Here is a 20,385-nt window from a genome sequence, read left to right as displayed (position 1 = left end):
CATTGACTCGATCTCGCAGGATTTGTAGCCTATTATATACTCAATGTCTTGAGCACCATTGCCGATTATGAAAACACTTTACGAATTCCAAGCACGACAAGAGCCCTAAGGGGTGGACACCACATGAAATCTTCCTCTCGCATCGTCAAATCGTCTTGCCGCGGCTGCCACGGAGTCTGTCAGGTCCTGGTTCATTTGGACGGAGACAAGATCGTCCGTGTTTCAGGAGACCCTGATAGTCCCACAAGTCGCGGATTCATCTGCCCCAAAGGTATTGCCGCTCCTGACATGCTTTATCATCCTGATCGACTCAAATTCCCAATGCGTCGGATCGGGCCCCGTGGAGCGAACGAGTGGGAAAGGATATCCTGGGACGCTGCAATCAGTGAGATGGTTGACCGATTCGATACTATCCGTAGGGAATCCGGGTCCGAATATCTCGCCGTAGCCCAGGGTACCGGTAGGCCGTACACTGAGTTCACTATTCGTTTTGCAAATGCTCTTGGCACTCCCAACTTCGTCAATCCCGGCCATTTGTGTTATCTGCCCAGGGTCATTGCAAGCGCCATCACCATGGGCGCACTGCCAGTGAGCGACATCTACGAATTCGGTGGAAAGAGCCCTGCCTGCATCATTAATTGGGGTTGCAATCACGTCGAGACCGGAGCTTCAGACGGCATGTGCGGCTCTATATTCAAAAAGGCTGCTAAAAAAGCAGAGAAATTGATTGTTATCGATCCGAGGCGAATTGGGCTTGCCGAGGAAGCAGACCACACGCTGCAAATTCGTCCGGGAACTGATTGCGCTCTGGCTCTGGCCATGATTCAGACAATCATATCCGAAGGCCTCTTCGATCAGGCTTTCGTTCATGACCACTCATTCGGATTCGACCGCCTGGCCGAGCACGTCCGGTCTTTCACACCCGAATGGGCAGAGCCCATAACTCGTATTCCATCCGACCAGATCCGGACAGTGGCACGGACCTACGCCACGACGAAACCGGCAAGCATCCAATGGGGGAATGGAATCGATACCAGTGTGAACGGCTTTCAAACGGGCAGAGCGCTCCTGATTCTCATGGGACTGACGGGTAATATCGATGTTCCCGGCGGCAATGTTATCTGGGTACCTCCATCGAAAATCAGGCCCAAATCGCCGCTGATTGATATGAGCGTCGCAGGAGTGCAGTTTATGCCTCCGGAAAAGAAAGCCCTTATTCTTACCAAAGGCAAATACCCCTTCGCTCCCAATTGTCATCCTCCCACATTCTGGAAATCAGTCATAACAGGAGATCCATACAGGGTCCGGGGGATCTGGATCGTGGGCTCTAATCCGCTTCTTACCGCAACCCAGGGGTTGACAATCGAAAAGGCTCTTCGAGACCACATGGAATACACGGTGGTGTCGGACCTGTTCATGACGCCCACAGCCCAGCTTGCCGACCTGGTCCTTCCTGCTGCACATTGGTTGGAGCAGGACGATGTCGTGTACATGCACAAGATCTGGTGCGTCTTATCACGCAAGAAGCTTGCACAGATAGGTGAAACACGAGACGACCGGGATGTGATCTTCGATGTAGCGCATAGGTTGGGACTTCACGAAGCGTTTCCATGGCCGGATCGACATACGTATCTCGACTGGCTTCTGGAAGAGACAGGCATGAGCTTCGATCAGTTCAAGGAAAAGAATATCCTCATGAGTGAGATGCGGTACAGGAAGTACGAGACTGACCGCTTTCACACCCCCTCCGGGAAGTTCGAATTCTATTCGAATGTGATGGAGCACGAAGGCAGGCCGCCCATGCCCGTTTACCTCGAACCACCTCTGTCCCCGCTATCGAGCCCTGAGCTCTCTGAGAAATATCCCTTCATTCTCATGAGCGGAACCAAGAAGCTGGAATTCTTCCATTCCGAAATGCATCAGATTCGATTATTACGCAAAATGCATCCCAATCCTATTGTTGAGATCCATCCCGCGGCTGCGGAACGCTGCGGTATTTCTGATGGGGATTGGGTATATGTGGAATCGCCTTACGGCCGTGCAAGACTGCAAGCCCGGTTTTCCGAGGGCATTGCAACAGACGTTGTCAATGCAGAGCATGCATGGTGGTATCCTGAAGCCTCGCCTCCGGATTACAGATGGAAAGAATCCTGTGCCAACCTGCTGTACGGAGATGATAGTTTCGATCCGGATACGGGAGCAGAGCCCCTCAAGAGCTATCTTTGCACGGTGTACAAAGATGGGCTTGAAAGGACTTGATTGCCAGGGAAGGCCGCATCCGTCAGTCAGTAGCGGGCGGCCTCCATGCCGGCACGTTTTTCAAAGCAAATCGTCCAGTTATGCCCGGCTGAGACGGCGGGCCGGCCCTACCGTTCCTCGAAAAGGTAGGGTGTTCAAAAGTCAATTACGTCAACTGCTACATGTCCCAGGACTACAGTAGCAGAGTGGTCTTCTTGGCAAACTGCTCCCCAACGAAGTATTCTTTGGGAATCATAGCGTGAATACCTTTCGCTAGATCGACCACTTGCGTTACCCGCAGATCGACCGCCATGCTGCAGAAAGCATAGCAATCAAGGTCATTCATACCGTATCGTTTGTTTAAGAATTTTATAGCATTGCGTACTGCCATTTTGGTGGATTCAAGCATGTCCGTGTGAAACCCCATGGCAATCCAATGTGTCGGTGTGGAAGCAAAAGGCTCCTGAACCAGCCCTTTCAGGTCTTTGCGCACAGTAATTCGAAGGGTCATGCTCTTGAACATGCCCTCGAGCGCATTGAGGTTCACCTCGCCGTCGCCCTGTGCATAGTGGGCATCACCGGTTTTCAGACCCGCGCCGGGAACGTGTACCGGCAGATAGAGCACGCTGCCGGCGACAAGTTCCTTGTTATCCATGTTGCCCCCGTGCTTTCCTGGAGGAACATTGCTCCACATTCCTTTATCCGGGAGTTCTACGCCAATGATGCCAGGAAACGGTCGAACCGGTATTTCGATTCCGGGCAGGAACTCGAATTTCATCTTCTTTGTGTCTACCCTGTACCATGTAAGTCGTCCTTTGGGAAAATCCTCGGGAAGGAGGCCAAGCTTCACGAACGAAGTCTCCGGATTGAGATTAAAGCCATAGTTTCCGGGGACAATATCGAGAATTTCAATCTGGAGCATGTCTCCCGGTTCGGCTCCCTGTATGGAAATGGGTCCTGTAAGGGTGTGGTGACCCGCACCTTTCTTGGCAGCTTGCACACCGGTTTTTTCATCCGGGTAAAAGCTTGTATCCGGAGTCTTGGCAATGACTTCTTTGTACCAGCCCATCCAGTCTTCGATCTCCGCCCCGGGGATCATCTTTCCTTTCAAATGGGTGTTTGTCTCGATTTCGACAATATCACCGGAATTCATGGTCAGAACCGGTTTCGTTGAGTTGTCCCAATATCCTTCGGTGGACGTCATGGCATTGCATCCCAAAATGTGGTATTTGCCGGTAGCGTCCAAACGTTTAAGATTCATTGCGTTAGAGTTGCTGGCGGCGAGCTGGTTCAAGACCATCGTCCCTGCAAAAGCTGCCCCGTATTTAAGAACTGTTCGTCGATCGAAACCTTCGTTGTCGTCTCGAGGTTCCTGATTCCCGGTTGATTTCATTCATACCTCCAAAGTCTATGGCCGAAACGTTGTGATGTGAAAAGGCAGTCCTTTTCACCTGTGCATACTTAGTGTCGGCGTGTGCATTGTGTCCGTGGTTTTCTCTGCTTGTGGCGAGTAAGAGCCGGTACACGTGGAAAGTCCGAATCAATAAACGTGCCTCAATGTTCCCAATTCTCTGAAAGGTCTCCCAGTGCAGAGTCGGCGATCTTAAGGCTCTTTTTGCACCATGGAATAATCGTTCATTCATGTATGAAAGTCAGAGTAGGTACACGAAATGGTAGGTTTCAACGTGTGCTACAAGACATTCATGTGAGACGTCTCACATGAATAGTGCGCGTGCCTGGTGAGACGAAATGTCATCCCGAACATGATGTACGCGAATGTAAGAGATGAAAAAACACTTGTGCTAATTGACCGCGGGAATGATATTTTATGTTGGTTTGAACCGTAACCTTTCTCATTGAGCGGACACTATGAATGTGAACGCGTGAAGGGCTGTAGCACCTTGAAGCCTTAACCTTCAGAAGAGATCTCGATCCGGGATGGAAATGTCCAAAATGGGGCTGTGTGCACAGGGAAATCGCTGCTGAATGAGAACGTCTCAATTGCCCGGCAGAAATGAATCCGTGTCATGTAGACTACGAAAGAGGTGCGCCATGAAACGATTTGGATCTGTGCTATTCGCACTTATCTTCACATTCTCCTTTTTCGCTGGTGAGGCTCTCGCCAGGCGTTTCGGTCCGGGCGGTAGGATGGAAGGAGGCTTTGGAGGCGCAAACGTGGGACGGGGCGAGTTTCGTGGTAACGTTACTCGGCAAAACGGAACTCAATACAGGGGCTCGTGGGCCGGGCAGGGCATGAATCGATCCGGCTCGATACAATCACAGCGAGGAATCGGATCTACCAGTCAGCGGCTGGGAACAAATCCAAACTCAAAGCTATTCAAGCCTTCAGGCTCCGGAAATTATTCAAAACCTACTCAGGGACAAGTTCAAAATTTCCTGAACATGCAAGGCAAGCAGGGATCGGGAATCGGTTCCGATGTGCTCAAGTACGGAACGGGAGCGGCCGCCGGAGCTCTAGGTATTGAAGGTGCCCGCAGATTGCTGGAAGGCCAGCATCAGAACCGCGGGGAAGGAATCAGACCGGGAGATCGATTGGGCACAGGTGACAGGCCTGTATCCGCAGAAGGGAGAGGTCTTCTCGATAGATATGGCTCGGGGGAGGTTGCCAAAGATACGTCTCCTCCAGTCCAAAAAACCGCGGCTCAAAAGTTGCAGGCCGACCAGATTCGCGGCAATCTCTACAACAGATATGATGACCTTTTCACACCCCAATGGTGGCGAGATCACCCGCAACTTGCGAAGAAATATTGGAATGAAACAGGAAAATACCAGTGGGCCTGGAATCACTGGTGGCGTCCAGCAACCTGGGGATTGGCTATCGGCTGGCTGGCCGGTTCGGCTTATGGCGGCGTGTACTCTGAACCTATCTACTACGACTATGGAACCTACATTTATTATCAGAACGATATCGTTTACATGGGAGACCGGCAAGTAGCAACCGCAGATGAATACTATCAGCAAGCGAGCAATCTTGCAGGTGGAGTTCCATCCACTGCCGAAACTGCAGCCGAAGATTGGCTCCCGCTTGGTGTGTTCGCTCTGAGTCACGGTCAGGCTACCGATTCCGGCACGGTGCTCCAATTAATGGTGAGCAAAGACGGTGTAATCAAAGGCACATATTTTGACACCCGTACGAATACGGCCAGACCGATCAAGGGAATGGTTGACAAAGACACCCAGAGGGTTGCGTGGGGCTTTGCAGACGGAAAGAACACCGATCTGATTATGGAAACTGGACTATACAATTTGACCCAGGATCAGACAGAAGCGCTCGTTCACTTCGGCCGGAACAAGACTGAGAAATGGCTTATGGTGCGATTGCGGGAGCCTGCTCGGGAGCAGCAACCGCAAAAAGCAGAGCGGGGCGATCCTTTGCGGTGATAAACATCAGATTCCATATAAATAGTGACAGATCTCACATCCTTTTGGCGGCTTGGGCATACGTTTGATAGCCATTTCCAGCATACGCTCCGGCGTGCGCCTCGAGTCTGCCATCAGTCCTTCCATGAACACGTTGTCGTATTCTCTTGTACGCGCTTCAAAGGTTCGACGGTAAAATCCGCACAATTCGCTTTGCCAAAGGTCCTGAAGGTCACATTCAGGTAGTGTTCCGTAATGGACATCGGGCAATACAACTTCTTGCCCGAGAAAAACAGTCGGTCCGCTATTTGCCAGATTGATGCATGGAGCAACCAGGCCGTCGTACCTGATGAACATGGAATTTCTCGGGTCTTGTTCGCACACCGGCCGTTCTTCGGGGAGAAAGGAAGAGGCTGTGGTCTCCATGCCGAATTTTTGAGCGAGCTTCCGTGCCGCTGCTACTGCTCGTTGAAACTGTTTTATCTCGCGTGTTTCCGTTCTCCCGAACAGACCGAGTCCTTTTCCATGAGTGTCGCGAATGACCTCACATTGTTTGAAATTGATCTGATCGATTCCCAGGTCGGCACAGAGTCTTACCATTTGTTCGAGCTGATTGACATTGGCCCGCATCATTACGTGATTAATCATCATCTTAGGAAATTTGCCGGTCCGCAATTTGGAAAAATGCTCCACATTCTGCCGCACCTGATCGAAATTTGCTCCGACTCGAATGGTTTCGTATTCTTCCTTGCTTGAACCGTCAATGGATATACATATCCAATCGAGGCCTGTATCGAGCAGATCCCGTGCAGTCCTGTCGTTCAGGAGAACAGCATTGGTGAGAATACCGGCCATGCAACCTTCGGATTTCGCTTCCCTGATCCAATGAGCCAGATTCGGCTGCAACAGCGGTTCTCCACCGCCGGTAAAGTCTACTGTCTGCGCTTTTTTCAAATGGGGCCTCACTGCCTCCCAGATCTCGGGGGACATGACGCCTCCGTGAACAGCTCTTTGCCGATAATCTTTCCATGGACACATGACGCACCGGAGGTTACAGGCCAGGGCCGTCTCGACCTGCAAGAGCCTCCAGGGCCTGTGGGACTCCTGGGAATGAGTTGTGTCCTGAGCTGAACGAGGTACGTGCTCTGGTGCCGGTCCGGAAAACCACGACGCTATCTTCTTGACTAGACCCGAGAGTCCTTTCTTGGGGACGTCATGAGTTGTTTTTAGATCTTTTTCCATATTCAATTCCCATGTATGGAGGCCGTTCCGCCTCCTCTGTGCCAAACAGAGCGAATCAGGTCAGATTACGGAGGAATTCGGTGAGGGAATGCCATATTCCGTGGTGTCTGCGAAATGTAAAAATGCTGTGTTTCAGAAAGGGAAATGCTCCCCATTTTTCTTTGAAGCGTCTCACACCCGGTCCGAGCCCGAGCCCCAGGTTAATCGCTTTTTTGCCGGAAGCTTCGGCAAAACGAATCATCTCGAGAAACAGCAAGTCTGATGATCCGGGCACAGAATCAGTCAGGGAGCGAAAATTGAACAAATAATAGAGAAAATCCTGTGAACCCGTTTCCACAATGTTGAACGCAGCTAATTGGGCTCCTTTTCTCGCTTCAAGAATCACGCTCCCGGGAGATGAGGAAACATAACGCTGAATTTTCTCGAAAATGGCTGTGTGCTCCTCTGAAAGGGCCCGCTGAGAGCAGAATTCAGTCACAATCCCTTCATGCTCGGAGCCGAATGTGCCGGTGCACACGGTGAGTTCTCGTGCCGCTCTCCGAACCATATACGCATTTTCAGCAGAAATCTTCTCCACCGGAAGATCGAGGCGAAAGTACCAATCATCTGATTCTGCCAGATGCTTGGAGCCCTTTATCTCCATGTTGCGGGAAGTCAGTATAGTCGCAGAATGCGGTTTCACCATGTTGTACGTCGTCTCGAAAACAGTTACCATATCGGCATTATCTGATGGTGCAAGCGGATATCCTACAAAAAGGAGATGTCCGCCACGCACAAAATACACGTAATTGTCACCAAGAAACGGATCGAAACCCGAAACAGCCTGAACGTACGCAGGAACCTGTTCGGGAACGCAGGCATGACGATAGATCAAGTATTTTTCCGCTGCAGTGAGCACCAATCCTGTCCGATCCAATAATCACTTGAAAAAAGTATCTCGTGAGCTATCTTGGATCATAGTCATCGGAATAATAGTGTCAACGGAATTGATCGTGCAGGCAGGCTTTGGATTTCCCATTTGCCCTCGGGTGTTTATCGATACGCATGATTCCTGACCCCGAAGAGAAACTAATCCTTCATGGAGCTTATATCCCTGAGCACAGTATACCGCTGATGGTAGGGATATCGGGAGGGGAGCCGTATCTCATCAATGGGTATTTTTTCTGTCGTGTCGCAAATAGAATTATCCTGATAGGCTATCCAATCGGTAGAGATTTCGATGCTGACGATTTCAGGAATACCATCGAGATGGTGAAAAGCAAATACGATCCCATACATATTGCCTTCATCGCGCCGGAACTACCATCCGGGTGGTTTGCCTGTTCCGAACATGAAAGCGATGAGTATTTGACTTTGCAGCTTGAACAAGAAATTCCCGGCCGTCTCAAAACGGTGGCAGAGAAAGCCGGTCGTCAGGTCTCCGTCGAAGTCGGCAAAGCGTTTACGCAGTATCACAAAGAACTGGGCATGGAATTCATTGAACGGGTTTCCCCGCCTCCACGTATTCGTGCTCTCATGGACCGTATGGAACACTATCTTGCGTCTGCAAACGATGCTTTCCTATTGAATGCATGGACCGCCGAAGGAGAACTCGCTGCGTTTTACGTTCTTGACCTTTGGCCGGCCGAATTCGCCACCTATGTGATCGGCTGTTATTCGAAAGAACCATATGTTCCTTATGTGTCAGATCTCCTCTTTCTGGAAATGATAAAGCTCAGTCGAGCGAAAGGTAAAACGTACATCCACCTGGGACTGGGAGTAAATGAAGGAATTCGCAGGTTCAAACGAAAATGGGGAGGCGTCCCCTCACGAAAATACGAGCTGTGCGAGCTTGCTGTGAGGCAGCCGCGTATTGCAGAATCGCTCATGTCTTACTTGAATCGAATTATCCCTCAATAGAGCGATATGCATTCTTGATTCGCCCTGGTCGACCGGTTTTGCATGTTGCTCTCATTCCGAGGACCCTATGTTTTTCAGAAGACTCAAAGAAAGAAAACTGAAGACTGCCTGGAGCGTTTCGAACACCAAGCACACGTCTTGTCTTGTCGGAACTGCTCATTTTTTCCCTTACAGTTTCAGGTCTTCATTGAAGGAGATCCTTGCAGACGCCGATTATGCGTTGTTCGAAGGGCCATTGGATCAGATGCACATGGAGCAAGCTGCGGATTCCGGAGTTGTGGAAACCTCAGACATGGATTTGTTCGGTGCATTAGGGGATAGTGCTCTCAAAGAGATTCTCAATGTGTTCCTTCCTTCCGGTACGAGACACGCTTCTTTCATGAATTTCGTGCAGACCAGTCCTGACACGGCGATATTCGACATGCTGCGCAAAATGAAGCCCTGGATGGCCTTTTTCACCATCTATACGTCGTTCTTGAGGAGAAAAGGCTGGAAGTTTTCTGTGGATATGGAAGCATACACTTTGGCGCAGGAGTTGAATAAACCAATAGCGTTTCTCGAAACCATGCCCGAGCAAATAGAGGTTCTTGAATCGTTATCCATCGATAATATTGTGGACTTCCTCTCGCGAATCGAGCAGTGGGACAATTACACTCGCGATTTCACCAGATGGTACCTGGAAGGAAATTTGAAGCAGATATATTCAAATCGTTACGGATTTCCCACCAGAAGCCCGTATGTGATCGATCGCAGGGATCACATACTCTTCGAGCGCATGCAACCGTACCTGGAAAAAGGCAAGACTGCCGCTTTCGTCGGCATTCCCCACATTCCCGGAATCGTTCGGCTCTTAAATGAAGAGGGATATCAGGTGGAACCCGGAAGCGACTAATGCTGATGAGGGTTCAAAACCGTAAGATGTGGGGACAGATCTCTTACCAGAAGGGTTTCTCCGCTTCTTCCAACGCTTTTTGCATACGGGTGAGTCCCTCTTCGAGCATTGCACGCGGACACCCGAAGGTCATTCTCAGAAAACCCGGGTATCCGAATCCTGCTCCATTGCCAAGCCCCACATTGGCTTTTTCGAAGAATTTCACAGCGTTCTTGATCCCTGTGCCGCGCGTGTCGACCCAGGCCAGGTATGTGGCTTCTACATGGGACATCGATAATCCGTGAATCTCCTGTATCCTGCGTTCGACCAATTCTCGGTTGCTCCTTAAATAGTCGAGCAGTGCCGCATGCCAGTCCGCTGCATCCCGGTACGCAGCCAGAGTTGCCGTGTATCCCAGGAGATTGACCGGAGGCACAATGCCTGCCATAGCAGCACGGAATGCCCGCCGAAGCTTGTCATTGGGGATGATTGCGAAACCGCAACCCAGGCCAGGAATATTGAAAGTCTTGCTTGCGGCCATGAGCGTTATCGTTCGGTCTGCTATTTCCGGACTCAGTGTTGCCGTTGGTATGTGGTGTTTGTCCTTATCCAGAACGAGACCGCAGTGAATCTCGTCGGAACAAATGATCATTCCATGCCGCATACAGAATTCAGCCAGAGTCAGAAGCTCGTCACGGGTATAGCAGCGACCTACCGGATTATGGGGATTGCACAGCAGAAACAGTCTGGATCGGGTCGAGACAGTCTGCTCCAGGAGATCGAAGTCGATCTGCCATCTATTGTCCTCGTGTACTAATAGGACCTTTATCAGATTTCGTCGCGATCTTTGCGGAGCAGAGAGAAATGGCGGATAAACGGGAATCAAGGTGATCACGTCATCTCCGTCTTCTCCTACGGCGCGGCAAGCTACATTAATACCGGACACCAGACCCGGAAGCCACACCAGCCAATCAGGCTCGACTTTCCATCCATAGGAACGGTCCAGCATTTCCAGAATGACGCGTACCAGCTCTGATGAAGCCGATGTGTAGCCGAATATGCCGTGTTCGATTCTCTCGTGTAGAGCCGTCACAATTTCCGGAGCCGATTTGAAATCCATATCCGCGAGCCAGAATGGGAGGATGCCGCGTTGTTCGTACATCGCCCACTTGTCGCTTGAGGTTCCTATTCTCTGTGCTGGGGTGTCAAAATCGTAATGAGAGTTGCGTTTCATGAGGTTCTGTATGGGGTGAGAAGCACCGGACATATTCTCCTTGAGAAACAAAGTAAAGCCCGGCTTCCGTAACCGTTTCTCCCGTCATTTCTTTCCAGGAATTCACGTAATTATCGATCTGAGACCGGTAAAGCTCCACAAGCCGATCCGGAGAAGCTCCGTACCGGTCGGTTTTGTAGTCTACTATTACCCACCCGGAGTTTTCCAGGAAAACCAGATCGATTACTCCTCGAAGAATCATGTCGACCGAATTATGCGATTCGTCCCGAACCAGTCTCTGAAAGGGTATTTCCACGTATTTCCTGCGAGAATCCATGGCACGTTTCCAGATTGCTGAAGACCGCACCGAGAGAACCGTCTGTACTGCGTCTCCCTTGAGATCTGAATCCATGCCGTACTCCGCAAGAGCCGAATCGGCAAGCGTAGTGAGATCGATCTTGTCGTCCAACAGCGCCACCTGGAGCATGCGATGAATTACCGAACCCCATTCGGTGCCGTGCTCGCCCATTCTTTGGGCGGGTCGCTGCATATCGTGGGAAATCACTTTTGCACTGGTCACCTGATACGTCGGCGAGAGTATTCGGGACCAGGAACCGGGGATTTGCGCCAGTGATTCGGAAGATTCGGCAATGGAGATTGATTGTGGCGATTCTTTCGCAGTAACGACTTCAGGCAAGAGCTCTATAGGTTTTGATTTTTTTAGGTAAGGTTCGAAGAAGCGCCAGGGATTTTGATTATTGTATTTGTCTTTCTGCGTAATAATCAGATGCGAACCGGCTCGAGTGGCTGCAACATAGAGAAGTCTCTTTGTTTCGGCTTCTTCGAACTCACGTTCGGCGTTTTCTCTCGATTCCCAGTCAGACGGCAGAGCAATAGTTCGTTGATAAAAATTGATCCTGGGGCCTCTGATGGCCATGTAACCCTTCACCTGTTCGCCGGATCGATCGATGTTCAGATCGATCTTGTTTGGTCGACCCTCTCCTGAAGGATCTGCCAGAAATACAACAGGAGCCTCCAGGCCTTTCACCTTATGAAGATTCATGACGCGCACGGCTTCGTCAGGATGGGGCAGGGCGGGTATACCGTCATGCTCTTCCTGCGATCGAACCAGTTGTCCGATGTATTCCACAGTTTGTGAAGCGCTCCACATTTCCGAACGAAGATTTCTGAGCAATTCAATTGCCTTGGCCAAACTGCCCGCCTGCACGTTTCCGCCTTGCCCGAGAGCTGCTTTAACGTTGAGACCGATGTCTGCTGCAATCTTCTCCACTGCTGCAGGAATGGGAAGTCTTCTCAGCAAACTCGAGCATGTACGCAACCACGAGAATGCCTCCGATAAAGCGCGTGTGTCTTCAGTCTCAAGTCCTTCAGGAATTTCCGCATAGTACGAGAATTCTCCATTCTGCTGTTTGAAATCGTACAATGCAGAATCGCTCACACCAAAAAGTTCGCTCCTGAGCGCAGCCACGAGAGCAACCGGATCGTACGGCCTGACCACTGCGTATAGCAACGTGTGGAGCAGCGCCAGTTCTCTCGACTGGTTCATGGAATTCCCGCCCACCACCTGATGGGGAATTCCGTATTCCTGCAGTTTGGCAGAGAAGAGTCCCAGGTTCTTCTTGTAACGAGTGACAATGAGAAAATCGCCGTATCTTGCTGGACGCTCTTCTCCCGACGATTTAACAATGACTCTACCTTCCGTCACCGTTCGGTAGATAGTCCGAACGATACATTCGATCTCGTGCTCGCGAGAATCAGGAGAACCGCTGAGTTTCAGACAGCTCAGGTGTTCGCCGTTTCCCGAAATTCCGGGTGTTCCAGGGAGAAGCGGGACGTAAACGGGCGATTGCGGGCTGGCCAACGTCGGAAAATGGTTCGTAAAAGAATCGTTTATCCACGCTATCAGGGGTGCGGTTGTGCGGAAATTGGCCTGGAGCGTTATCAGCAGTCCTCCGCTCTCAATTATAATATCGCGTACCTTGTTATACGTGACGATATCTGCTCGCCGGAATCGATAAATAGACTGTTTCGGGTCACCAACAACGAAAAGTGAGCCCGGGAACGGGCGGCACTTTTGCCAATCGGTTTCATCAGGATCGTCAGCAGTAAGGAACATCATTACTTGCGCTTGGAGCGGGTCTGTGTCTTGAAACTCATCAACGAGTAAGTGCGTAATGCGATTCCTGAAGTATTTTCTGATATGTGGTTTATCACGGAGCAGTTCAGCAGCTTTCGTGAGAAGATCCTGATAGTTAAGTTTTCCTGATTGTGTCCGAAGCCTGTCATAGATCTCCAGGGCCGGCCTCACTGCTTCCAGACAGATGGGGTAGCAATATTTCTTCCAGCTTGTTAAGAAAGGTTCAAAATCCTTCTTGTACTGCGACCAGCGTTTTTCTTCTTCTTTCGGAAGATCTTTGGCGCATCCGATCCATCTATCACGGGTGATTCGTACGGAAGTGAACGCTTCCATCACAGCAACTAAATCCGCAGGATTGCTCAGATCCCGGTGCCTGATCATACGGACGACTTTGGCATACTTCTTCATGAGTTCGTCGCAGTCGGCATGATTGGGAGGAAAGTACTCTTTGAGGCGTTCCACATGTTCGACTATCTCAAGGAGAATCTCACGTGCAGGAGCCAAGTCCGGCGGAGGCATCTCCTGTGCAGGCCATATTTCCACGTCGGAAAAATCCGCATGGTTGTGAAAAGCAGAAGCAAGATCCGTAATCCGAATGCCCAAGGCATCCAGGTTCTTGAGGATAGGGTCTCCTGTCGCGTGGAGCCGAGCCAGGTATTCGTCCCATGCCTGTTTTCGGAGCGCAAAATCGATGTCTTCGTCGATTTCCTCGAAGGAGATGTCAACTCCTGCTTCAACCGGCCTTTCTCGAAGAAGTCGCGCACAAAAGGAATGAATTGTCCCGATGAAGCACTGGTCGATCTGACCGAGCGCTCTCTGCAGATTTGTTTCGCGCGAGCCTTTTCGTTCGTCCCGAACTCGGGTTTCCAGTTCGATTTGAAACCTCGAACGCAACTCCGCTGCGCTCTTCCGTGTGAACGTAACAGCAGCCAGTCTGGATGCCAGGCATTCACCTCTATCAAGCAGCGCTGACATACGTTGGACCATGCTCGTGGTTTTCCCGGTCCCAGCCGCTGCTTCTACAAGCATTGACTTGTCCAGCCTTGAGACTATGAGATCCCGTTGCTTCTGGTCCGGAGGCTGGGGTTTCAGACTAGTCACTTTTTCTTAATCCTCTAAAATATCTGAGATCCACGTTCGATTCGTTTGCGAGTTTCCGAGCACTTGCTCCGGTCGAGGAATCCGTGTCACCACATACCGAAACGTAATCGCAGAATTTGCAGTCGTCACGTCGGTCTGTCGGTAGGAAGCTGCCTGCGGCCATCCATCCCGTCATGTGTTGCATGAGCGTCTTGAACTCTGAAAGCTCATCCGGCGTATAAGAGAGTCTCAATCCCTGGCCGGCTCTGCCGGGGAATAGATATTCGAATTTCAGCACGCGAGAGGCGGGACCGTGCTTTTCCTGTAAAACAGCTCTGCAGATATCTATGTACAGGGCATGCTGAAGTATTCGACCATCTCGGAACGGGTCGGGATCTTCATATTTTTGCGGGTTACCGGATTTGTAATCCACAATGCAGAAACCGTCTTCAGCTTCATCAATTCGATCTATACGGCCCCGGACGCGTATGGTTTTTCCATTGGGCAGGTTAATCCGAACAGGTCGAACAACGTCCAATGTTGAACCTTTGCCGTACGGCTTCATGCCTATGGATACCTCCAGGTAGAGCGGAACGCGGCCTGAAAGCCGTTCCTCTTCTCGAAGAAAGATCTGGGCGGCCTGCTCCAATTCTCTTCGCTGTTCCAGAAAGGCATCTTCGGAAGGTGGGGGATACATGTTGCGATAATCGGAGGCAAGAGCATTCAATATCTCTTTCATTCTCGGCAAGTCGCGCTCGAAGACCGGCGGCCATTGAATCGAAGCCGTCTCAGTTACAAAAGTGTAGAAAACTTCATGCAGGAGACTGCCGAAACGAAGCGGGTCGAGCCATTTTTCCGGCTCCAACGCAAACTCCTCCGGAGGTTCCACTCTGAGCACATACCGAAAAAAGTAGGCGAGAGGACATCTGCCCGCAGTCTCGAGCATGCTTCCCGATACAACAGGCCCGTCCGCTTGAGAAGGGTCAAGAGTAGCAAAGGGCCTCGCCAGTTTGCCGTCGAATACTGTGAAATCCGGCGAAAGTCGGTTCTTCCGGGCTTCTATGCCTCTCCATAAATGAGGAAAATAATGGGAGATCAACTCCTCCGGGTTGGCAATCTCACGTGCACTGCAGATACGGGACAACCACCAGTCGGATGCATTAAGGCTCTTGTCCGGAACATCAGGGGCAAAGGAAGCCGGCGGAGACAACCAGGTGAGGAGATCTCTCTGATCTGCCTCCCGTTGACCGGATATGATTCTGAATGCAGACACAATCACTGTGCCGGGGAATTTCTCGCGATCGTCCAAAAGATCCCTGCACGAATAGGAAAGCAGAATCGAGCCGCGGTGGCGAGCGAGCAAACAGGCGAACCCCGCAAGTTTTCTCTTCTGTCTACGAGAAGCGGTCTCCAATTTGCTGGAGATCCTCTCACGCTCGCTGTCCAGGACCACCGGGTCGCGATATCCGTGGCCCGGAAATCTGCTGTCGTCCAAACCCACGAGAAAAAGGTATTTTCTTGCCGAGTGACCGCCACTCGCCAGGTTCGAGACGTGAAGAGCGCCGGGACGAGGACCGCTTCCCATGACTCGCACCTCATCCGGGAGCAGTGATAGCCATTCCCACATATCCAGACTCAACTCGTCTTCGTCTTCGACCCCAACATACCGTTGCATGTCGGTCATTTCTTCCAGAATGGCCCGAGAAGCATAGGCGTCGAACTCATCGACATTTGTCGCATGCGTAGTAATCAGTTTCTTGGCTGATTCAAGTATGTTATGGGAATCTGCATCGCCGTTCGGCATAATAGAAAGGAGTCCTTGCAAAAAAACTCTCAGGACTCGAGCTGTCTTGAGCTGTAATTCCAAACGGTTGGCAGCAGGATCGTCATGTCCCAAAGATGGAGCATCCCGATTACCCTGTTTTTCCAGCCCTGAGATCAGCTCATCAATTTTTTCAAGGTACCGGTCTCGTCCGAATCCGATGCCGAGCCGACGGAACAGTGCCGAGAGCGTTTCAAGGCTGGGGCCGTCCGATTCCATGTCAGGAACAGAGATCAGTCTGGCATCGATCATGCTTGATAAAATGGATTGACTAAAATCGCTTCTTACCCAGGACACCCATGCTTTGAGACATCTGCCCGGTCTGGAGTATGTTGCAGAAATGCCCTCTGCAAACGTGACCAACGGTTCGGCCGTATCAGGCAAATCCGCCTGTATTCTTCTACAAACCTCGTACGTCAGCGGCAGGTACGTGCTGCTGTCTGTGTGCACAAGTTCTACGTCATCCAGTGATATTCCTTTACTGATGCATGTGCGGAACACTTCTCTGATCTCGTTCACTTCGCCCGTCGCGGAAATAATGGAAACGCTTTCGTCATTCTCCCTCGCGGGAGGAGCCGCAAGTGGCTGTTCTATCCACCTGAGCATTTCAGCGTTCGTAAGCGGACCGGAAATATCCTCCGGTTCGGCCAGTGGTCGGTCTACAGGAATCCAATGCACGATTTCTGAGGGTATCTCCTGAATCAGCGCATTCTCCAAAGGCGACATATCTTCAGCCTCAGGAATAAGAAGCAATGTGTGCGTCAGTGAAGGAAGAAAGGCGGGGAGGCTCTTTCGGGCAATATCGAGAGCATCCGTGTAATCAATCAGATCGGCCTTTCGGATGTCTTCCAGAAATTGTCCGAGGATAAGGGAAAGCTCCGCCCCCTTTTCAGGATGCTCGAAACGGTCGATTCCGAGATCCTCAGGTCTGATAGCAGCGGATCTCATTTCTTTAAGAGATGAATACACCGTCTGGGAGAGCGCTGGACTGATAGGAAGAGAGGTCAAATAGGAGGGCGACGTTTTCCTGAGGCGATTCAGAATGCGATCCACCAGAATCGCCCCCCCCCGGTTCGAGACAAGTCTCATTCCTTTTCTGGCCATTTCAGGAGCAGCGATGTCAAGGACCATACCTTTCAGGGTCTTAACCCGGACATTGATTGTGGCCTGTCCTGACCTCGTTACGGTGTCCAACCACTGGTAACCGACCCGCAATGAAGGAGCGATCAGCCATTTTTCTTGCAACAGATGGTCTCTGCAGATTCGTGCCAAGCCGTAAATGAAACGGTTCAATTTCACGCCATGCATATCAATTCGGCCTTTCATCAACCCGGACTCTGTAATCGTATTCTCGACGAGGCCCATCGGATCAATTCTTCAGATCGTGCAGCCTCGGTGCACATGCGGTCTCGGTCCGGCCATATGGAAGCCCTCCATAGGTCCAAGCGGTCGGAATCCCAGCAGGTTTGAACGGTAATATCTCCTTCGGTTAAGCCGTCGGTATGGTGTTCGCATGCAAACGCAAGGAGCTCAAGCTCGTCCCGCTCCAAAAAGAAGGCAGAGCCGTTGAGTTTCCGTACGAATTCTGCAGCACGTGAGCCGTGACCCGGATCCCCTGCATCGTTGATTCTTTTGGAATCGTGAAAAAAAGCGAAGAGTTCCACCACAGATGGATTCGCTCCCGTCAACCCGCTCAGTTTCAGCCCATTCTCCCGCACCCTTTGGAAATGAGATATCCCATGAATCCCGTTCCAGTTGATTGCATATCCCTGTTGAATGACCCGAATCAGATCGGGTGTAATGATGCCGTTGTCAGTCATCGGAATCGGAGCTCCTTTTTCCATCATCGGTCCCGTGGAACAGTTCGCTTCCGAGACCCGGATAGATTTTCCGGTCTTCCGGAGATGTAGGCTCTTCAACAGGAGGCCACTTTTCCGGCTGTGGCTGGGAGCCTTCCAGGGTGATTGATGAAGGATCTGAATCAGCCATAACAGGGTTGTCCGAAATTTCGGCCATACGAATTCCGAAACTGAATTCAATCGGTATATTGTTGGGATCAAACGAATACAGCGAGTGAATGAACCCGTGATCCACCACCTCGGAAGCCCAGAATCCTGCTGCTTCAAGCTTGTCCTTCAGATCCCAGAGATCCTGATGGGAATCCACATTGAACGATACATGGTCAAATGCGACGGGACCGGTTACCGGCGCGCCGTGATCTTTTTCCGGAGCAGGTAGTGTTCCGGGCCATTCAAAAAATGCAATCATGCTGCCCGGAGAAATCTCGAAGAAATAGTGGCGATAACCCGGGTGCCCCAGTCCGGCGACGAGTCTCATTCCCAGGAGATCTCTCCAGAATCTGATGGTTTCGTCCATATCGGGAGTAACTAGAGCCAAGTGGTTAATTCCACGGAAGGTTACCATGCGAACCTCGGTAAAGTCAGATGGTTCAACTATACAGCACCGTGGTCGCGAATGCACTAATCAGCCAAAGAGTTTCGCATGTCAATGGATTCGCAAGATGCCGATAAAAAATTGACAGGAAGATTATTTACGCCCGGGACAAGGATCTTCGTTTTTAGATTTTTTCCACGGTTTAGCCCTAAAATCCTTGACAATTTTCATCAGTTCGGCTAGTTTTAAGTCTTTGAATTTCTTGCCGTCTGATCGCCGAATCACCAGTTTCAGTCGGGTCCAACAGATAGAATCGCGTGAGGGAGCGACGTTTACACACTGCACGGTTCAATGCAATCAGGACGGTTCCTCCGTATTAGCAAAGAGCGACGAATGTCGCTGAGAAAAACATCTCGCTGAATTACCTGGGCAGGGTTGGGTAATAATAGCAACGGCGAAGGTGAGGGAATTTTCGCACCCGTAAGCAGGTCCGGAAAAACAGTGACAGGATTATGTTGGAAGATCTACTCATAAAAGAAAAAGAAGCAATAGTCAGCAAGTGGAAGGACCTTCTGGTTGGAACTTACCCTTCGGAAACTCAACGTTTTTTAAAAACTCAGAAAAATCGTTTTGCAAATCCGGTCGGAAGTTCCATCGAAGATGGATTGGAAGGTCTCTATAACGGGCTCATACAAGAAGGTGAAGCTGAAACGGCTTTCTTTTCGGAAAGCCTCGATCGGATTATCCGGGTGAGGGCGGTCCAGGGATTTGCTCCATCATCCGCAGTCGGATTTGTATTCCTCTTGAAGGATGCCGTGAGAGAAGTTCTCGGCAAGACGATTCGGGAACGCGGGTTATATGAGGAATTGCTGGAGTTCGAAGAGAGACTGGACGGTCTCGCTCTCCTAGCCTTCAATATATATATGCAGTGTCGAGAGACACTTTTCGAGATAAAAGCCAGTGAGATTAGAAATAGGACTTCCAGACTGATAGACAGAGCTTGCCAAAAATATGGGATGCCGCACGAGTGGGCGGACTCCCCTGACACTAAATCATAGCGCAACATATCGAGGTGATGGCAGATGAACTCATGGACTTCCCTATTCGCGTCCCTAATTGCAGTGATAGCCCTCGTGCTTATCGCTCTATTCGGGGTAGGGGCGATAGGCCTGGATACGCTTTTTGGGGTAGTAATCCCCTACATAGCGTCTGCCGTATTTGTTGTCGGGATCGTGTATCGCATTATCGACTGGGCGAGAGTGCCCGTGCCGTTTCGTATCCCGACCACCTGCGGCCAAGGCAAATCCTTGCCCTGGATCAAAGCGGATAATCTCGAGAGCCCGTACAATATGTGGGGCCTCATTGGACGCATGGCACTCGAAGTGCTCCTTTTCCGGTCGCTTTTCAGAAACACGAAAGCCGAACTGAGGGAAGGGCCGAACGTGGTATACGGATCGGCCAAATGGCTTTGGCTCGGCGGTATTGCGTTTCACTATGCCTTTCTTACGATAGTGATTCGGCATATTCGTTTTTTTGTGGAGCCTATTCCTTCGTTTGTGGAAATCCTTTCTTCACTTGACGGGTTTTTCCAGATTCTCGTTCCGACCCTGTTCCTGACCGACATAGCGTTTCTCGCTGCAGTAACATACCTGTTCCTCCGGAGGGTCTTGGTTCCGCAGATGAGATATATTTCTCTGCCTGCGGATTACTTTCCTCTTCTTCTCATCCTGGGCATCGGCATTTCGGGGGTGCTCATGAGAAATGTGTGGAAAGTCGATCTGTTGAGCGTCAAACAGCTTGCCATGGGACTTTTTACCTTACATCCGGTTGTGCCCGCAGGGATCAATCCTATATTCTACGTGCATCTGTTCCTGGTAAGCGTGTTATTCGCTTACTTTCCCTTTAGCAAACTCATGCACGCAGGCGGGGTTTTCCTGAGCCCGACGAGAAATCTGGCAAACGTGAATCGGAGTGAGCGGTATGTGAACCCCTGGAATTACCCGGTCAAAGTCCACACGTACGAAGAATACGAGGACGAATTCCGTGCCAAGATGAAAGAGGCCGGAATTCCGGTTGACAAGGAGTAA

General features: G+C 50.8%; 14 protein-coding genes. 6 read left to right on the top strand and 8 right to left on the bottom strand.

Features of this window, described 5'->3' with window-relative positions; all coding sequences use genetic code 11:
- Window positions 1–123: 123 nt before the first annotated feature.
- Complete coding sequence (locus DESTI_RS13355; protein WP_014810506.1) at window positions 124–2,259, top strand: molybdopterin-containing oxidoreductase family protein; 2,136 nt, start codon at window positions 124–126, stop codon at window positions 2,257–2,259.
- A gap of 172 nt (window positions 2,260–2,431) precedes the next feature.
- Here DESTI_RS13355 and DESTI_RS13350 read toward each other — a convergent pair whose 3' ends face one another.
- Window positions 2,432–3,631 (bottom strand): acetamidase/formamidase family protein, encoded by a 1,200-nt coding sequence (locus DESTI_RS13350; protein WP_014810505.1) that lies wholly within the window; start codon window positions 3,629–3,631, stop codon window positions 2,432–2,434.
- Window positions 3,632–4,290: 659 nt separating this feature from the next.
- On the opposite strand from DESTI_RS13350, the gene DESTI_RS28885 reads away from it, so the two are divergent.
- Entirely contained in the window at window positions 4,291–5,640 is a 1,350-nt protein-coding gene (locus DESTI_RS28885) for a hypothetical protein (protein WP_014810504.1), read from the top strand.
- Between the two features lie 6 nt (window positions 5,641–5,646).
- On the opposite strand, the gene DESTI_RS13340 is transcribed toward DESTI_RS28885, so the two are convergent.
- Together DESTI_RS13340 and DESTI_RS13335 are read right to left on the bottom strand one after the other, a co-directional pair.
- On the bottom strand, window positions 5,647–6,861 hold the full coding sequence (locus DESTI_RS13340) for a radical SAM/SPASM domain-containing protein (protein ID WP_041286202.1): 1,215 nt from the start codon (window positions 6,859–6,861) through the stop codon (window positions 5,647–5,649).
- 55 nt (window positions 6,862–6,916) lie between these two features.
- Window positions 6,917–7,759, bottom strand: a complete 843-nt coding sequence (locus DESTI_RS13335; RefSeq protein ID WP_014810502.1) for a GNAT family N-acetyltransferase — start codon at window positions 7,757–7,759, stop codon at window positions 6,917–6,919.
- 146 nt (window positions 7,760–7,905) lie between these two features.
- On the opposite strand from DESTI_RS13335, the gene DESTI_RS13330 reads away from it, so the two are divergent.
- Window positions 7,906–8,760, top strand: coding sequence for a GNAT family N-acetyltransferase (locus tag DESTI_RS13330; protein WP_157212162.1), 855 nt, complete (start codon window positions 7,906–7,908; stop codon window positions 8,758–8,760).
- Between the two features lie 67 nt (window positions 8,761–8,827).
- Entirely contained in the window at window positions 8,828–9,652 is an 825-nt protein-coding gene (locus DESTI_RS13325) for a TraB/GumN family protein (protein ID WP_014810500.1), read from the top strand.
- 43 nt (window positions 9,653–9,695) lie between these two features.
- Here DESTI_RS13325 and DESTI_RS13320 read toward each other — a convergent pair whose 3' ends face one another.
- The 5 genes from DESTI_RS13320 to DESTI_RS13300 are packed head-to-tail and all read right to left on the bottom strand — an operon-like array spanning window position 9,696 to window position 18,328.
- Complete coding sequence (locus tag DESTI_RS13320; protein WP_014810499.1) at window positions 9,696–10,898, bottom strand: MalY/PatB family protein; 1,203 nt, start codon at window positions 10,896–10,898, stop codon at window positions 9,696–9,698.
- Window positions 10,837–14,103: a UvrD-helicase domain-containing protein gene (locus DESTI_RS13315; protein ID WP_014810498.1), complete on the bottom strand. Its 3,267-nt coding sequence runs from the start codon at window positions 14,101–14,103 to the stop codon at window positions 10,837–10,839. The genes DESTI_RS13320 and DESTI_RS13315 overlap by 62 nt, the downstream gene beginning before the upstream one ends.
- Window positions 14,096–17,230, bottom strand: a complete 3,135-nt coding sequence (locus DESTI_RS13310) for a PD-(D/E)XK nuclease family protein (protein ID WP_014810497.1) — start codon at window positions 17,228–17,230, stop codon at window positions 14,096–14,098. Before DESTI_RS13310 ends, DESTI_RS13315 begins: the two co-directional genes overlap by 8 nt.
- Window positions 17,230–17,724: an HD domain-containing protein gene (locus DESTI_RS13305; RefSeq protein WP_014810496.1), complete on the bottom strand. Its 495-nt coding sequence runs from the start codon at window positions 17,722–17,724 to the stop codon at window positions 17,230–17,232. Before DESTI_RS13305 ends, DESTI_RS13310 begins: the two co-directional genes overlap by 1 nt.
- Window positions 17,717–18,328, bottom strand: coding sequence for a VOC family protein (locus DESTI_RS13300; RefSeq protein WP_014810495.1), 612 nt, complete (start codon window positions 18,326–18,328; stop codon window positions 17,717–17,719). The genes DESTI_RS13305 and DESTI_RS13300 overlap by 8 nt, the downstream gene beginning before the upstream one ends.
- Window positions 18,329–18,810: 482 nt before the next feature.
- On the opposite strand from DESTI_RS13300, the gene DESTI_RS13295 reads away from it, so the two are divergent.
- Both DESTI_RS13295 and dsrM read left to right on the top strand, forming a co-directional pair.
- On the top strand, window positions 18,811–19,356 hold the full coding sequence (locus DESTI_RS13295) for an RsbRD N-terminal domain-containing protein (RefSeq protein WP_041286199.1): 546 nt from the start codon (window positions 18,811–18,813) through the stop codon (window positions 19,354–19,356).
- Window positions 19,357–19,380: 24 nt separating this feature from the next.
- Window positions 19,381–20,385 (top strand): sulfate reduction electron transfer complex DsrMKJOP subunit DsrM, encoded by a 1,005-nt coding sequence (dsrM, locus tag DESTI_RS13290; RefSeq protein WP_014810493.1) that lies wholly within the window; start codon window positions 19,381–19,383, stop codon window positions 20,383–20,385.

The organism is Desulfomonile tiedjei DSM 6799 (assembly GCF_000266945.1).
Lineage (GTDB): Bacteria > Desulfobacterota > Desulfomonilia > Desulfomonilales > Desulfomonilaceae > Desulfomonile > Desulfomonile tiedjei.
The sequence above is the reverse complement of the archived record's forward strand: the minus strand, read 5'-3'. Positions and strand labels throughout refer to the sequence as shown.

Excerpts from the sequence above, each read along its gene's own strand:
- DESTI_RS13340 (WP_041286202.1), bottom strand. The coding sequence starts at position 6,861 with ATGGAAAAAGATCTAAAAACAACTCATGACGTCCCCAAGAAAGGACTC.
- DESTI_RS13300 (WP_014810495.1), bottom strand. The coding sequence starts at position 18,328 with ATGGTAACCTTCCGTGGAATTAACCACTTGGCTCTAGTTACTCCCGAT.
- DESTI_RS13320 (WP_014810499.1), bottom strand. The coding sequence starts at position 10,898 with ATGTCCGGTGCTTCTCACCCCATACAGAACCTCATGAAACGCAACTCT.
- DESTI_RS13295 (WP_041286199.1), top strand. The coding sequence starts at position 18,811 with ATGTTGGAAGATCTACTCATAAAAGAAAAAGAAGCAATAGTCAGCAAG.
- DESTI_RS13330 (WP_157212162.1), top strand. The coding sequence starts at position 7,906 with ATGATTCCTGACCCCGAAGAGAAACTAATCCTTCATGGAGCTTATATC.
- DESTI_RS28885 (WP_014810504.1), top strand. The coding sequence starts at position 4,291 with ATGAAACGATTTGGATCTGTGCTATTCGCACTTATCTTCACATTCTCC.
- DESTI_RS13350 (WP_014810505.1), bottom strand. The coding sequence starts at position 3,631 with ATGAAATCAACCGGGAATCAGGAACCTCGAGACGACAACGAAGGTTTC.
- DESTI_RS13355 (WP_014810506.1), top strand. The coding sequence starts at position 124 with ATGAAATCTTCCTCTCGCATCGTCAAATCGTCTTGCCGCGGCTGCCAC.
- dsrM (WP_014810493.1), top strand. The coding sequence starts at position 19,381 with ATGAACTCATGGACTTCCCTATTCGCGTCCCTAATTGCAGTGATAGCC.
- DESTI_RS13305 (WP_014810496.1), bottom strand. The coding sequence starts at position 17,724 with ATGACTGACAACGGCATCATTACACCCGATCTGATTCGGGTCATTCAA.
- DESTI_RS13325 (WP_014810500.1), top strand. The coding sequence starts at position 8,828 with ATGTTTTTCAGAAGACTCAAAGAAAGAAAACTGAAGACTGCCTGGAGC.
- DESTI_RS13310 (WP_014810497.1), bottom strand. The coding sequence starts at position 17,230 with ATGAAAGGCCGAATTGATATGCATGGCGTGAAATTGAACCGTTTCATT.